The sequence below is a fragment of the Flavobacterium sp. 140616W15 genome (assembly GCF_003668995.1).
GTDB lineage: Bacteria > Bacteroidota > Bacteroidia > Flavobacteriales > Flavobacteriaceae > Flavobacterium.
This window is the reverse complement of the sequence record NZ_CP033068.1, coordinates 221888-236024: the sequence shown is the minus strand read 5'-3', so window position 1 is coordinate 236024 and position 14137 is coordinate 221888. Positions and strand designations below refer to the sequence as shown.

11 protein-coding genes and 1 pseudogene are annotated in these 14137 nt (G+C 32.2%); 8 read left to right on the top strand and 4 right to left on the bottom strand.

The genetic code is table 11. The annotated features are described in order from the left end of the window. Positions 1–141: 141 nt before the first annotated feature. The gene (locus EAG11_RS01030; RefSeq protein WP_129537481.1) at positions 142–1590 is read left to right on the top strand and encodes a glyceraldehyde-3-phosphate dehydrogenase; all 1449 of its coding nucleotides are present in this window, start codon (positions 142–144) and stop codon (positions 1588–1590) included. Positions 1591–1778: 188 nt separating this feature from the next. On the opposite strand, the gene EAG11_RS01025 is transcribed toward EAG11_RS01030, so the two are convergent. Then, positions 1779–2240, bottom strand: coding sequence for an Lrp/AsnC family transcriptional regulator (locus EAG11_RS01025; RefSeq protein WP_129537480.1), 462 nt, complete (start codon positions 2238–2240; stop codon positions 1779–1781). Between the two features lie 201 nt (positions 2241–2441). Between EAG11_RS01025 and ald the strand changes: the two genes are divergently transcribed. Next, positions 2442–3560, top strand: coding sequence for an alanine dehydrogenase (gene ald, locus EAG11_RS01020; RefSeq protein ID WP_129537479.1), 1119 nt, complete (start codon positions 2442–2444; stop codon positions 3558–3560). Between the two features lie 143 nt (positions 3561–3703). On the opposite strand, the gene EAG11_RS01015 is transcribed toward ald, so the two are convergent. Next, entirely contained in the window at positions 3704–5113 is a 1410-nt protein-coding gene (locus EAG11_RS01015; protein WP_129537478.1) for an APC family permease, read from the bottom strand. A 477-nt stretch (positions 5114–5590) separates the two neighbouring features. Between EAG11_RS01015 and EAG11_RS01010 the strand changes: the two genes are divergently transcribed. From EAG11_RS01010 to EAG11_RS01000, 4 genes are all read left to right on the top strand, one after another. After that, complete coding sequence (locus EAG11_RS01010; RefSeq protein ID WP_129537477.1) at positions 5591–6691, top strand: glycosyltransferase family 9 protein; 1101 nt, start codon at positions 5591–5593, stop codon at positions 6689–6691. A 92-nt stretch (positions 6692–6783) separates the two neighbouring features. Beyond that, positions 6784–7275: a serine hydrolase gene (locus EAG11_RS22570; RefSeq protein ID WP_256387079.1), complete on the top strand. Its 492-nt coding sequence runs from the start codon at positions 6784–6786 to the stop codon at positions 7273–7275. Beyond that, the gene (locus EAG11_RS01005; RefSeq protein WP_371414652.1) at positions 7239–8255 is read left to right on the top strand and encodes a serine hydrolase; all 1017 of its coding nucleotides are present in this window, start codon (positions 7239–7241) and stop codon (positions 8253–8255) included. Before EAG11_RS22570 ends, EAG11_RS01005 begins: the two co-directional genes overlap by 37 nt. Positions 8256–8326: 71 nt before the next feature. After that, the gene (locus tag EAG11_RS01000; protein WP_129537476.1) at positions 8327–8692 is read left to right on the top strand and encodes an iron chaperone; all 366 of its coding nucleotides are present in this window, start codon (positions 8327–8329) and stop codon (positions 8690–8692) included. Positions 8693–8736: 44 nt separating this feature from the next. On the opposite strand, the pseudogene EAG11_RS22710 reads toward EAG11_RS01000, so the two are convergent. Continuing rightward, positions 8737–9929 (bottom strand): annotated as a pseudogene (locus tag EAG11_RS22710) (NlpC/P60 family protein). 360 nt (positions 9930–10289) lie between these two features. Between EAG11_RS22710 and EAG11_RS22025 the strand changes: the two are divergent. Beyond that, entirely contained in the window at positions 10290–10853 is a 564-nt protein-coding gene (locus tag EAG11_RS22025; RefSeq protein WP_242499237.1) for a carboxypeptidase-like regulatory domain-containing protein, read from the top strand. Beyond that, positions 10844–11548 carry a hypothetical protein gene (locus EAG11_RS22020; RefSeq protein WP_242499236.1) on the top strand — a complete coding sequence of 235 codons (705 nt, stop codon included), beginning with the start codon at positions 10844–10846 and terminating at the stop codon, positions 11546–11548. The genes EAG11_RS22025 and EAG11_RS22020 overlap by 10 nt, the downstream gene beginning before the upstream one ends. Positions 11549–11805: 257 nt before the next feature. Here EAG11_RS22020 and EAG11_RS00985 read toward each other — a convergent pair whose 3' ends face one another. Next, the gene (locus EAG11_RS00985; RefSeq protein ID WP_129537475.1) at positions 11806–14070 is read right to left on the bottom strand and encodes an aconitate hydratase; all 2265 of its coding nucleotides are present in this window, start codon (positions 14068–14070) and stop codon (positions 11806–11808) included. Between the last annotated feature and the right edge of the window lie 67 nt (positions 14071–14137).

Below are 14137 nucleotides of genomic sequence, written 5' to 3'. Positions count from 1 at the left end.
GCGTAAGCCATCTTGTAAAAATCAAGATGGCTTTTTTATTTCTAAAATAAATCACAAAATAGCTTACGAAATCGATTGAAATAGGTACTTTTGCGCCAAATTTAAAAAAACAAGCTATTTTATTTTTAGAAATTTTCAACTATGAGCAAAAAATCTTTGTACCAAAAAGAAGTATCATTTCAAGTCGACAGACGAAAAGCCGGAGTAGAATTGATTAAAATCATAAGCGATTTATGGTATGACAAATCCATCGAAATGGTTTTGTTTAAAAATCAATTGCTAGACAAAAATGTAAGTGACATTATCAACTTGCATCAGTATGCAGGAGAATTTGTAGGTAAACCAATCACTGTTTTTGACTCTGTAGAAATTGCAAGAGTTGTTTTATCTCTAAAATTACCACCAGCCAAAATAGATATTGGAAAGCTAACTTATGAATATCGTTTGGAGGATGAAAAATACCCTGATGCTCGTCATTTCGTAATTGAAAAACTTAAGGAAGCTAAATCAACTGAAGAAATTCAACCTAAAGATGTTGTTCTTTATGGTTTTGGTAGAATTGGTCGCTTATTAGCTAGAGAATTAATGTCGAAAACAGGAAAAGGAAATCAATTGCGATTAAGAGCTATTGTTATTCGTGACAAAAGTGAACTTGCTAATCTTGAAAAAAGAGCTTCTTTATTAAGATACGATTCTATTCATGGAGATTTTCAAGGATCTGTAACTGCTGATCCTAAGAATAATGCTTTATTAATTAACGGAACTACGGTGCACGTTATTTCTGCAAATTCTCCTGAAGAAATAGATTATACTCTATATGGCATCAACAATGCTTTAGTAATTGACAACACTGGTGCTTTTACTACGCAAGAAGCATTAAGCAGACATTTAGTTTCTAAAGGCGTTGACAAAGTTTTACTTACTGCCCCTGGTAAAGGAGTACCAAATATTGTACATGGTGTAAACCATAACGAGTACAATCCTGATGAAAATGATATTTTCTCAGCTGCATCGTGCACTACAAATGCTATTACTCCTATTTTAAAAGCGATAGAAGATACTCTTGGAGTTGTTAAAGGTCACCTAGAGACTATTCATGCTTATACAAACGACCAGAATCTTGTTGATAATATGCATAAAAAATACCGCCGTGGTAGAGCAGCGGCTTTAAATATGGTTATTACCGAAACTGGCGCTGGAAGTGCTGTAGCAAAAGCGTTACCGTCACTTGAAGGAAAACTAACATCTAATGCAATACGCGTTCCTGTTCCTAATGGATCACTAGTTGTATTGAACCTTGATGTAAAAAAAGCTACTTCGATTGCTGGAATCAATAAAATAATGAAAAAATATGCGCTTGAAGGGGAACTTGTTGAGCAAATAAAATACTCTTTGAATACTGAGCTAGTCTCTTCAGATATAATTGGTACTTCGGCTCCATCTATCTATGACAGTAACGCCACAATAGTTTCTAAAGACGGAAAAAGCATTGTATTATATATATGGTATGATAATGAATACGGCTACAGCCATCAAGTAATTCGATTAGCCAAATATATTGCCAAAGTAAGACGTTTTACTTATTACTAGCATACAAACAACCAAAACCAATATTTTCAAAACCATCAAGATTTCTTGATGGTTTTTTGTTTTTTAGATAATTCTCCTAACCTATTAATTAATGGATTTAAGTAAACTAAGTATTAAGGATCCGTATAAAACTCAAACCATTTACATGGTTCATTTTTTATTACAATAACTTAACTAGATAATAACTATTATATTATTGGTAAGACTGTAGTACTTTTTACTTCGGATATTACAAAGACTGTATTGATTAAAGAAACTTCAGGTAAAATCGATAATTTCTTTTGATGAAAATGATGATAAGATTCCATATCAGGAATGATAATTTTAAGCATATAATCAAAATTTCCTGAAACATAATTACATTCTACAACTTCGGGCAAATTCAAAATAGATTGATTAAATCCTTCCGAAGTATCATAGGTTTGTTTTGTAAGCGTTACCTGGCAGTAAACAGTAAGATTATTCCCTAATTTTTTCTTACTTAAAATAGAGACATATTTCTCAATAACTCCCTCTCTTTCAAGACGTTTCACTCGATCATGAACAGGCGTAAGAGACAAATTTATTTTATTTGCTATATCCTTTAAAGTATGACGCGCATCTTCTTGTAAAAGGCGTAGGATTTTTTTGTCAGTTTCGTCTAAAAGCATAGTAAAAAGCGTTTCAAATAATTATTGATAATCAGTCATTTTTTCTTTTTACAGACGTTAAATGCTCCTTAAAAAGAATATTTTTTTGTAAAAATATTAAATAAAAACAATATTTTCTTAATTATAATCAGAATATCAATAATATATTCTCTATATGTAGCTTTGTAAAACAAAATTAACAAAAACAAAAAACTTAAGATAATGATAATAGGTGTTCCAAAAGAAATCAAGAATAACGAAAACCGTGTAGCTGTTACACCAGCTGGTGCTTCTGAAATGAAAAAACATGGGCATGTTGTTTATGTTCAAGCAACTGCAGGTTTAGGAAGTGGATTTAGCGATGAGGAGTACACAGCGGCTGGAGCTCAGGTTCTAGCAACTATTGAAGAGGTATATGCTATTGCTGAAATGATCATTAAAGTAAAAGAGCCTATTGCTTCTGAATATGACTTAATCAAAAAAGATCAATTATTATTTACATACTTTCACTTTGCTTCATCAGAGCCGTTAACACATGCTATGATCGAAAAAGGAGCTGTATGTTTAGCTTATGAAACTGTTGAAAAAACAGATCGTAGCTTACCTTTATTAGTTCCAATGTCAGAAGTTGCTGGACGTATGTCTATCCAACAAGGAGCAAAATACCTTGAGAAGCCATTAAAAGGAAGAGGAATTCTTTTAGGAGGTGTTCCTGGTGTTCCTCCTGCTAAAGTATTAGTCCTTGGTGGTGGAATCGTAGGTACTCAAGCTGCAAAAATGGCTGCTGGTTTAGGAGCTCAAGTTACTATCATGGATGTAAGTTTAGCACGTCTACGTCAGTTAGATGATATTATGCCTGCAAATGTAAATACAGAAATGTCTAACCATTATAATATCACTAAAGCAATTGCTGATGCTGATTTAGTAGTTGGAGCTGTTTTAATTCCAGGAGCAAAAGCACCTCACTTAGTTACTCGTGATATGCTTAAATTAATGCGTCCAGGAACTGTTGTTGTAGATGTTGCTGTTGACCAAGGTGGATGTATCGAAACTTGTACTCCTACAACTCACGAAAACCCAACTTTTATTATTGATGATATCGTACACTACTGTGTGGCTAATATGCCTGGTGCTGTACCTTACACATCTACGCTTGCTTTAACTAATGCTACTCTTCCTTATGCTTTACAATTAGCTAATAAAGGATGGCAAAAAGCATGTAACGAAAATGAAGAATTAAGAAAAGGATTAAATATCGCAAATGGAAAAATTCTTTATAAAGGAGTTGCCGAAGCTTGGAATCTTCCTTATAATGAAGAATTAGTGTTAGCAAACGTATAAGTTTCTAACATTATATAAGTGCTTACTACACTAGAAAACCCGTCATATGACGGGTTTTCTGTTTTATGTAGTTATTGTTATACCCTGTTTTTATTAAGATAAAAATTTATGTTCCTTGAAAAAACCTTTACGGTTAGCTTGAATTATTCTTTCGGCTTCGTCAAATAATATACTGGAATTCCTGTTAGCATAATTAAAACGCCCCAACCACATGTAGAAAATTTGGTAAGCAACAAGCAAATACAAATTGCTGACGCTACTAGAATATACAAAATAGGCAAGAATGGATAGCCAAAAGCTTTATAAGGTCTCTCTGCATTTGGCATTTTCTTGCGTAAAATAAATATTCCGTATATCGTTAGAATGTAAAATATTAAAACAATGATAATCACAAAATCAAGTAAGTCACCATACTTTCCTGTCAGGCATAAAGCCGAAGCCCAAATACATTGTGCCCATAAAGCCCAAGCAGGAACACTAGATTCATTTAAAATAGCTGCTTTCTTAAAAAACAAACCATCCTTAGCCATTGTATAATACACTCTCGCACCAGCCATAATTAAGCCGTTATTACAAGCAAAAGTCGAAATCATAATCATAATTGCAATAATTAACGTTCCGATATTACCAAAAATATATTGTGATGCCACTACAGCTACTCTATCTGATTTTGCCGTAGCAATTTCGTCAAAAGGAATAACAGCTAAATACATTAAATTTGTCAAAACATAGATAATTGTAACTATAAAAGTTCCTAAAAACAAACTAAAACCTACATTCCGTTTTGGATTTTTAATTTCTCCTGCAATAAAAGTCACTCCATTCCAAGCATCACTAGAAAACAAAGATCCAACCATAGCAGCCGAAATACCTGTAAGTAATGCTGTTCCCCCTATTGGAAACCAAGATTTAGTATCTGCATCAAAAGCTCTTGTAGACCAACCATCTACCCAATTAGCATCCCAAACAGAAGCTTTTGCCCCAAGCGTTAATCCAAAAACAATTAATCCTAAAAGTGATAAAATTTTAATAATTGTCAAGACAGTTTGAAGAATTTTACTGTTCCTAACTCCTCGACTATTAATATACGTTAACAAAACAATCGTAACGATAGAAACCAATTGAGCCGCATTTAAATCAAAAGAACCAATTTCAAAAAGAATATTCTCATCACTAAAAGGTTCATAGATATAAGCTGCAAATTTCGCAAAAGCAACACCTACAGCTGCAATTGTACCCGTTTGGATAACTGCAAAAAAGCTCCACCCATACAGAAAAGCTATTAATTTGTTATAAGCCTCTTTTAAGTAAACATACTGCCCACCTGCTTTTGGGAACATAGCACTTAGCTCTCCATAACTCACTGCTGCAATAACAGTAATCAACCCTGAGATCAACCATATTAAGGTTAACCAACCAGCAGATCCTACTTGTCGCGCAATATCAGCACTCACAATAAATATTCCTGAACCAATCATAGATCCTACCACGAGCATGGTTCCATCTAATAATCCGAGTTCTCTTTTAAAATCTTCTGGTTTGTTTTCTTGCATATATTTTGGTTTTTTGGTTGGTTAAAGATATACTTTTTTTGGAAATTTTAGTTTTTAGACTCTTGATTTTTAGATTATATGGCAGTTATAATCTTTGGTTTTATAATCATCATCAAGCTAAGCAAAACCTAAGCTTTTTTTTATTTACAATACAAAATATAAAAATCGAAGAATAACCTATTTCTCTATTATTCTCAGCATACAAAAACTTAATCACAAGATAACTAATACTTTACCTCCAATTATTTTAAAAAAATAATTTCGTTTAATCATATAAGAAAAAAATAAAATTATGTAATCATCCTATAAATGAACAAATTAACTTTACATTAAGCGCTTTACTAAATGATTAATTAAATCATTTTACAATACTAATTATAAAAAAAGTCTTATTCATTTATAGTTTATCACTGCTAATTTTTGAGTTAATCATTTATTCTTTTAATAAAACCGAGTCTAACAAATAACCTTTGCACTATGAAAATAATAAAAAGTATAAATATAGTAAGACGTAATTTGATGCATCGTTTAACCAAAAACATTAGCTATACGAAACCCTCTAAAAAAAGTGATTTAATAATTAAACCCGATATTAAAAGAGTCTTAATTTCCAGACCTAATGCTCGATTAGGAAACTTATTATTAATTACCCCGTTATTAGAAGAAGTTATAAATACATTTCCAGGATGCAAAATAGATCTATTTGTAAAAGGAAGCCTGGCTCCTATTCTATTCGAAAACTATGATAATGTCGATACAATAATCCAACTACCTAAAAAGCCTTTTAAGAGCTTACTTCAATACATTAAAGTCTGGATATCACTTCGACAACAACATTATGACATTGCAATTAATGTAGATAAAAATTCATCCTCTGGAAGACTTTCAGTAAAATTTTCAAATTCAAAATTCAAATTCTTTGGAGATCCTACTACTGAAGACATTCAATTAAAATACAATGATTATGATCATATTGCAAAATACCCTGTATATAATTTTAGAAGTTTTTTAAATGAAATAGGTTTTATTCCTAGTGATACTCCTATTTCAGCGTTAAACCTTAGATTAAGTAATTCTGAAATCACTGAAGGTAAAAAAATATTAGAAAACTTGATCGATAATGACAAAAAGACAATTTGCATTTATACCTATGCCACTGGCGATAAATGCCATTCGAAATCTTGGTGGGGGAAATTTTACAAAAAACTAAAAACTCAATATCCCAATCATAATATTATTGAAATTTTACCTATCGAAAATGTCTCACAAATAGACTTTAAAGCCACTCATTTTTACAGTAAAGATATTCGTCAAATTGGTGCATTAATTGCAAATACTGAGGCTTTCATTGGAGCTGATTCTGGGATCATGCACTTAGCAAGTTCTGTACAAACTCCTACAGTCGGTTTATTCTCAATTAGTGAGCAAAAAAAATATGAGCCTTATTGTAATCATAGTATAGCTATAAATACTAACAAAACTTCTATTTTACAATCTATAAAAATAATAGCATACATGATTAGTCATAACTTATCGCTTAGAGTTACTACTACATCTACAATTATCGCTTTTTCTTAAGTAAATTTTTGATTTTTAGTAACTATATTAAATTTTAATCGTCTATTACTAATATATACTTAAAATATAGTAACCAAAAATCATCAATCATCATGAAAAAAAAATCAAATCACTCTTTATTTAAAGTGCTTATTTTCAGTGTTCTTTTTCAGTTAATCTTAACAAACACAAGTATTGCACAAACCAAGGCCGACAAAATAAATGAACTACTAAGCTTATATTCAAAATACGATCAGTTTACAGGTACTGCCCTTGTAACAGAAAATGGTCAGATTATTTATAAAAAAGGCTTTGGATTAGCCAATATGGAATGGAAAATCCCCAACCAGCCTAATACAAAATTCAGATTAGGCTCTATTACTAAACAATTTACTGCCCTAGCAATACTCCAACTAGTGGAACAAGGAAAACTTAAACTAGATGTTCCAATATTTACTTATCTTCCTGATTACTCTAAAACTAATGGCGACAAAATAACCATTCATCAATTACTAACACACACAGCGGGAATACCTAATTACACTTCATTTCCTAATTTTTTCCAGATATTAGCAGAAATCCATATACGCCAGAAGTTTTTATAAAGACATTTGCTGATTTACCACTTCAATTCAAACCTGGAGAAAAATTTGCTTATAGCAACTCTGGTTATTTTGTATTGGGTTACATCATAGAAAAAGTTACAGGAAAAACTTATGAGCAATACCTGCAAGAAAACATTTTCACTCCACTTAAGATGATTAATTCCGGATACGACCATCATAGTGACATTATAGAAAATAGAGCTACTGGATATGAAAGAAACGGAAAAGCCTATGTAAACTCACGTTATATAGATATGTCTCTTCCTTACGCAGCTGGTTCTCTATATTCGACTGTAGAAGATCTATACTTATGGGATCAAGCTCTTTATTCTGAAAAACTACTATCAGCTAAATACAGAGATTTATTATTTGGCAAATACATTCCTGCTGGACCGCCATCTTATTATGGATACGGCTGGTCTATTGAAGATGTCAACATTGGAGAATCAGACGAAAAAGTACAAATTGTCGAACATGGTGGAGGCATAAATGGTTTCAATACATTAATCACCCGAATTCCTTTATCTAAAGATCTGATAGTTTTATTAAATAATACCGGTGGAGCAAGTCTTAATGAGATGTGTCGTGCAATAAGAGCTATTTTATATGACAAACCATATGATATGCCTAAGAAATCTAGTGCATATGTTTTTTTAGATATTATTAAATCCCAAGGACTAGAAGCTGGCTTAGCAAAACTAAAAGAACTCAACAAATCTGATGAATATGCTATCAAGGAAAACGAAATGAACAGTGCTGGATATCAATTATTACAATCAGGAAAAACCAAAGAAGCTATAGCTGTTTTTAAAATAAATGCAGATACTTTTCCTAAATCTGGAAATGTATACGATAGCTTAGGTGAAGCTTATTTAAAAGATGGAGATAAAAAACTTGCCATTATAAACTATAAAAAGTCATTACAGTTTGATCCAAAAAATGAAAATGCGAAAAAAGTATTAGAAGAAATATCAAAATAACGATTTTAACAAACTTATTAGAACAACTGTAATTTTTCTAAATTGCAGTTTTCTTTTATAAAACCACAACTATGATGAGCTCTAAGCCTAAAACCATTGATGAATATATAGCTAGCTTTCCAACTGAGATTCAGGAAATACTGGAACAAGTCCGCCAAACAATAAAAAAAGTGGCTCCTACTGCCGAAGAAAAAATAAGTTATGCTATTCCTACTTTTACTCTTAATGGAAATTTAGTCCATTTTGCTGCTTTCAAAAATCATATCGGTTTTTATGCAATGCCTTCTGGAAATGAAGCGTTCAAGCATGAACTATCTACTTATAAAAAAGGAAAAGGTTCAATTCAATTCCCAATAAACAAACCAATGCCTTTGGATTTAATAACTAAGATTGTAAATTTTCGAGTTAAAGAAAATTTAGAAAAAATAAAAAAATAGCTATTCTAAAATGAGTAGTTAAGGCAATATCTTCAGTAAATATTTTATTCTAAAATACGATTAACTTGAGTAAAGTTTCTTTCGTAATATGCCTCTTTTGTCGAAGACACAATAACACCACGATGTACCGATGAATGAATAAATTTAATTTCACCATCGTTGGCTTCTATTACCATTCCAACATGATTTATCTGACGTCTTCCATTTGTTTTAAAGAAGATTAGATCTCCTTTTTTTGCCTCTTCTGAAGCAATTTTAACTCCAATACGAGATTGTTCAATAGAACTTCTAGGTAACTTAATATCAAAACTACCAAATGTTGTAACCATTAAACCCGAACAATCAAAACCTGATCTAGTTGTACCACCTGAGCGATAACGAACTCCTACATTTTCGGTTGCATTTAAAACCAGTTGGTTTAATAAGTCTGAGTTATGAGTAAATCTTCCTTCAGTTGTTGTAGCAGTATCTTTTACAACTCCTGTTGCTACTGCAGTAGCGGTATTATCAATTGAAGTTTTAGCTTCTTCTTGTACATTATTCTCAACGTAAGTTCCTGAAGGATTAATTTTTAAAACTGAACCTACTGGTAATCTCTTTTTTATAAATGGATTTTGTTTTTCTAATTCAGCAACTGTAAGTCCGTATTGTTTAGCAATTGCATATTTAGTTTCTTTAGGCAAAACCTTCCGTACAATTTCAGCTTCTGCCGTTTTTTCAATTATCTCTGGCTGAGTTGTAGTAATTGATACATTCTCTAATGAAGCTATTTCTTCTTGAGAATTGGCTTTTATAATTGGCTTAGCATTTCCTGGAATTAGAATTTGCTGTCCTATTTTAAGTCCTTCGCTTTCTAATTTTGGATTGGCTTTTTAAGATCTTCAACTGTAAGTTGGTATTGCTTTGAAATTCCATACAATGTTTCTTTTGCTAAAATTTCATGTGTAGTAGTTTCTTGAAGACTATTTGTTACATTACTTGCAATTACTTCTTTGGTCTTTTTTGTTTTATTAGCAATCGTTTTCTTTGAATTTGGTATTAGCAAGATTGAATTCAGTTTCAATAACTGGCTTGCCTTAGGATTTAAATCAAGAATTTCTTTAACTTTAACATTATATTTTTTTGCTATTACACTAACATTCTCTCCTTTAGTAATTTTGTGCTTGATATATTTTTCTTGCGAAAAAACACCAAAACTAAAAAAAAACAACGCTAATACTAGTCCAAAACTTTTCATGCTACTCAAATTACATTCGCAGATTCTAATTTGATTTATTGAAAAAACCAAAACATCAATCTAAATTACTTAAAAAGCTAATTTAATTTTTTAAACTAAAAATTGCTAATTTTTAACAACTCTTTATATTCAAATTAACAAATTCCGCATAAAATATAATCATTCTATATTAATTCAATTATTTTTATTGAAAAATATTCTTACTTTTAAAGAATGAATAATCAATTAAAATAATGATTCCTTGAGAAAATTAATTTTTATTTTCATTCTTTTTCCTGCAGTATTTATTGCTCAAAATACAAAAGGCAATGTAATTTCTCAAAAGACAATCTTCCAGTTGAAAACACTAATGTATTTGCATTGTCTAGTAAAGTTGGAACTATAACCGATGAAAACGGTAAATTCTCTTTGAATCTTCTTCCTGAATTTAAAAACGATGAGACATTAGAATTTTCTCATATTGGCTACATCACTAAAAAAGTTTCTTTAAGCTACCTGATAAAAAATAATTATAAAGTTTTTCTTGAAGAAGAGGTACAAAATTTATTAGGTGTTACAATTGCCACCAATCCTAAATTAAAAACAAAACTTGCTTTTACAGAAATAACGTCTTTAAAACATCCTGTATATTCATTTGGATCTTTTTTAAAAAACGATAAAATTTATATTAGTGGCGGTGATGCTTATCCTGAAATCGATCACATGGCTAAAGTGCGAGCAAAAATAGCCGCCCCTACCTTTCAGGACTTTTTTTATGAAGGAAAATGGGCAACTAAACGACATTATAAGAAGTACCTTTCTATTTACGATATCAAAACCAACTCTTGGGAATTTCCAGATTTAAAACTACAGGTTAGGGCGTATCATAACATTCATTTCTACAACAATTTGATTTATATTTTGGGAGGAAAAAAATGTTCGTAAATGAAGTAAGCAGCTGGGAATATCTACAAGATCAAATTGAAGTTTTAGATCTTAAAAAACGCAGCATTAAAGTCGACAAAACAAATCCACATCAGGCTGCTGATTTTGCTTCTTTTACTTATAAAGATAATATTGTTGTAATGGGAGGTTCTATAAAAGCAACTGAAAGTGGTGTAAAAGATTTTACAGATAAAGTGCATTTGTACAATATTACTTCAGGATATTGGTATGAACTTACGAGCATGCCAACGGCAGAAGAAACTACCGGAATACTGATAGACGATACAATTTACCTTATTGGCGGAAATAACGGAAAACCAATATCTAAAATAGAAACCTTTGATTTAGTATCAGAAAAATGGCAAACTGAGGGGGAACTATTTTCAGGATTAGAAAGACCTGCTATTGCTTACAATGACGATATTATTTATTTTTTTGAGGATGAAAAAATGTATACTTACAATCTAAAATCAAAGCTATTAAAAGAATACGAAATCAACCTTCCTATAAAATATTCAGCCATGTATTATAACGATAATAAATTATATATTTTGGGTGGACGTATTGACAATAGTTACTCTAAAATTCCTTCTGCAAAAGTTTTTAGTATAGATTTAAATGAATTTAAATTAACAAATCCGAATAAGATTAAAAGCTTATCTCAAGAAACAACTCTGGCAAAAATACAGGGTTAGTTTTATAATGTCAGAGCTATAATGTGTAAAATTATAATACCTGACAGATAAAAAAATCTTGGAGATCTTTAACTAAATTTCTTTTTCAAATAGACTTCCTTGCCCAGATAAAAGCAGCATCCTTTTCTTTTTTCCTTAAAAAAGAAAAGATATAGTGGATAGCTGGACCCGAGCGATACGAACTGACGAAGTAAATGACTTCAAATAAAAAACTCCCAAGTTACCTTGAGAGTTTTTAATATACTTTAAATCTTTAATTACGCTTTTCCTGCAGCAATTAAATTTAATGCTGAACCAGCTACAAACCAGCCAATTTGTCCTGCATTATACGTATGATTTGCTAAGATTATATCTTTAGTCCCATTTGCGTGAACGAATTCTAACGTTAATGGTTTTCCTGGAGCAAAATCTACTAAATCAACAAAATTGATTGTATCATCTTCTTGGATTTTATCATAATCTGCTTCGTTAGCAAATGTTAATCCTAAAAGCCCTTGTTTTTTAAGGTTAGTTTCATGAATACGAGCAAAAGATTTCACCAATACTGCTTTAACTCCTAAGAAACGTGGCTCCATTGCTGCATGCTCACGTGAAGAACCTTCTCCGTAGTTATGATCTCCCACAACAACAGACGGAACTCCTGCAGCTTTGTATGCACGGGCCACTGCTGGAACTGCATCGTAAGTTCCTGTTAGTTGATTTTTAACTGAATTCGTTTTTTGGTTGAATGCATTTACTGCACCAATCAACATATTGTTAGAAATATTATCCAAATGTCCACGGAAACGCAACCATGGTCCTGCCATAGAAATATGATCTGTAGTACATTTTCCGAACGCTTTGATTAACAATTTTGCTCCTGTTATGTTTTTACCATCCCAAGCATCAAACGGTGCTAACAACTGTAAACGCTCTGATGTTGGACTTACAACTACCTGAACTCCTGAGCCATCTGCAGCCGGAACCTGGAATCCTGGATCTTTAACATCAAATCCTTTTGGAGGCAATTCGTCTCCAGTAGGCTCATCTAACATTACTTCTTCTCCATCTTCATTGATCAAAGTATCCGTTAATGGATTAAAACTTAAATCTCCCGCAATAGCCATTGCAGTCACCAATTCTGGCGAACCTACGAAAGCTAGTGTATTAGGGTTTCCATCCGCACGTTTTGAAAAGTTACGGTTAAATGAATGAACGATTGTATTTCTTTCTTCTTTCTCTGCTCCTTCTCTATCCCACATACCAATACATGGTCCGCAAGCGTTAGCAAAAACTGTCGCTCCAATTTTATGGAATGTATCGATAAAACCATCACGCTCGATTGTATAACGAACTACCTCTGAACCTGGAGTAATTGTGAACTGTGATTTTGTTTTTAAATTTTTAGCCGAAACTTGTCTTGCCAAAGATGCTGCACGAGCAATATCTTCGTAAGAAGAATTGGTACATGAACCAATTAAACCAACTTCAATCTTTAATGGCCAATTATTTTTGATTGCTGCTTCTTTCATTTTAGAAATTGGAGTAGCTAAATCTGGCGTAAAAGGACCGTTTAAATGTGGCTCTAATTCAGTTAAGTTAATTTCGATTACCTGATCAAAATATTTTTCTGGATTTGCATATACTTCAGCATCTCCTGTTAAGTATGGTGCAATTTTATCTGCAGCATCTGCCACATCAGCTCTGTTTGTAGAACGCAGGTAACGACTCATAGAAGCATCGTATCCAAAAGTTGAAGTCGTTGCTCCAATCTCAGCCCCCATGTTACAAATAGTACCTTTTCCTGTACATGACATAGAAGTAGCACCTTCTCCAAAATATTCAACAATTGCACCTGTCCCACCTTTTACAGTAAGAATTCCAGCAACTTTAAGGATAACATCTTTAGGAGCTGTCCATCCTGATAATTTACCAGTTAATTTTACTCCAATTAATTTAGGGAATTTTAATTCCCATGCCATTCCTGACATAACATCTACCGCATCGGCTCCACCAACACCAATAGCTACCATTCCTAATCCTCCTGCATTTACAGTATGTGAATCGGTACCAATCATCATTCCTCCTGGAAAAGCATAATTTTCAAGTACTACTTGGTGAATAATTCCTGCTCCTGGCTTCCAGAAACCAATTCCGTATTTATTAGAAACTGATGAAAGAAAATCAAACACTTCATTACTTTGTGTTTTTGCTCTAGCCAAATCGGTTACAGCATCTACTTTAGCTTGAATTAAGTGATCACAATGTACTGTTGTAGGAACTGCTACTTTTGATTTACCTGCATGCATAAATTGCAATAATGCCATTTGTGCAGTTGCATCTTGACATGCAACGCGATCGGGTGCAAAATCAACATAATCAACTCCTCTTCCAAACGCCTTGGTTGGGGTTCCATCCCAAAGGTGATTGTACAAAATTTTCTCCGTTAAAGTAAGTGGACGACCAACAATTTCGCGTGCTTTATCAACACGACTTGGCATGTTGTCATACACTTTTTTAATCATTTCAATATCAAATGCCATAATATACTTGTTTTATTTTTTATTCTTTTTTGAACATGACAAGTTACAAAAAATAGAATAGCTGTAA